The organism is Lactobacillus sp. UMNPBX1 (genome assembly GCF_002554085.1).
Classification (GTDB): domain Bacteria; phylum Bacillota; class Bacilli; order Lactobacillales; family Lactobacillaceae; genus Lactobacillus; species Lactobacillus crispatus.
The window spans coordinates 1-1,741 of the sequence record NZ_PCZI01000047.1 but is presented as its reverse complement, the minus strand read 5'-3'; the positions used below and the strand labels follow the sequence as shown (position 1 = coordinate 1,741).

At 30.2% G+C, this 1,741-nt stretch carries 2 protein-coding genes and 1 CRISPR repeat array; both genes read left to right on the top strand.

The window, feature by feature from the left end:
* Positions 1–903 (top strand): DUF3800 domain-containing protein (locus CP352_RS10695; RefSeq protein ID WP_143465302.1); only part of this gene is annotated, 903 nt, incomplete at its 5' end.
* A gap of 21 nt (positions 904–924) precedes the next feature.
* Positions 925–1,395: a hypothetical protein gene (locus CP352_RS10690; protein ID WP_089143432.1), complete on the top strand. Its 471-nt coding sequence runs from the start codon at positions 925–927 to the stop codon at positions 1,393–1,395.
* Positions 1,396–1,469: 74 nt separating this feature from the next.
* Positions 1,470–1,682: direct repeats of the CRISPR family, unit length 28 nt; unit sequence GTATTCTCCACGTGTGTGGAGGTGATCC.
* Between the last annotated feature and the right edge of the window lie 59 nt (positions 1,683–1,741).

Here is a 1,741-nt window from a genome sequence, read left to right as displayed (position 1 = left end):
GGTTTAGGGCACTTTCTCAGAGGACTTGAGTTTGATTGCTCTGGGAAGTTAGCAGTAATTGAAAAATATCAAAAGAAGATAATTAAAAAAGCAAAAAAAGAAGTAAAAAGTTTAAGAGCTAGTAATAATAAAATAATTGATGCATTAAAAACGGCATCTAATTATAATCACATTTATTTGGTAAATAATTCTAATGATTATCATTATGCTGATGGCTATTCTGAAGAGATAAAAATGGCAGGTGTGATAGAAGCATATGCTTATCCTCTTAAGCGCATACTTCAATTAATAAGATCTAAGTCTCCAAATGATCATGAAATTTTTGAATTACGTGTGTTTGTTGATCAACAGACATATTTGAGTTCCAGAGAGCAGTTAATTGAAATTTTTAAATTTTTGATTAAAGATTTTTTAGATGAACAGGATTTTATAGGAACTTATAGTGTAAAGTTTGTCGACTCTAAAAAATATATTGGCGTTCAAATAGCAGATATGTTAGCTGGAGCAGCACGGCGTAAACTTTTAACTAACGCGAGTGTTTTGTATTATTCCATTGATAATGAGTATGATTGTCGTAAAGATGAAAGCTTCTTAAAATGTTTCGGATTATTGAATTTATGGCGAGAACAATGTGTTCAAGATTCTAAAAGTTTGTCATTTTTACAGAAAAAAATCACTTTTTTGACTAGAGAAATCGAAAAAATTGTATATAATGAAGAATCATTATATTACGTTACACCAATTATCAATTCAGCTCGTCTTTTAAATAAGACATTAAGCAAAGATTTTAAAAACTTTCAAATTTTGGGTAGAAAAATTGGTAGCGAGAAAAAGCGTCGTAACTTTTTCATTATTTTTTTGAATAATTTAACAAAGGTAAGGCAAAATGTGGACAAAATATAAGTTAGAAATGTGAAAACAGTAATGGATCAAATCGAGCAATTAATGGATAAAATTGCTGAACGAAAATTATATTTGAATGATAAAAACCTTGAGCAATCTATCTGGATTCTTTTAGATAATTTAAATTTATTAAAATTACTTTTAGTTGCTGAAACTGATTATAGTCATTTTTTTATAAAGTTGCGAAAGTTAAATGAAAAATTTAAAGGTATTTCTAAACCATATCATCATATGTCTAAAAAAACACATACTGTTAATCAAATGAGAAGAGCAATTAATGCTGTGATTGATAATATAGTTGGTGCAAACAATATGAAACTGAAGGATTTGCATGATGATCAGATTATTCAGATATATGTTGAAGCCAGTGCGCTAAATCAAAATTGGTTAAAGCTTACTGGTAACGAGGGGGTAAGGCATCGAAAACGAAAAAAATCAGTCGGAGTTTATTCAATTGAGTTTGGATATTTAGACATTGCTTACATGTGTTGAAAAATGGATCTTCTTAAAAGTAATGAAAAATGTTATGATTTGAATTGAGGATCATTGATATAATGGGATTTGTTTAGTATTCTCCACGTGTGTGGAGGTGATCCCTGTCCAAACCTTCTACAATTCGTTGTATTTTGGTATTCTCCACGTGTGTGGAGGTGATCCCGGCTTATGGCATCAGTCATGGCTTTTGACGTTGTATTCTCCACGTGTGTGGAGGTGATCCTTCTTCGATTTGTATAAATATAGAAATTTGTCGGTATTCTCCCCGTATGTTGGAAGCATTTTAAACTAAGTGTATAATTTTTTGCGGTAAGTTGAATAAATAATTAAAAAGCTCAAGTCC

Excerpts from the sequence above, each read along its gene's own strand:
- CP352_RS10690 (WP_089143432.1), top strand. The coding sequence starts at position 925 with ATGGATCAAATCGAGCAATTAATGGATAAAATTGCTGAACGAAAATTA.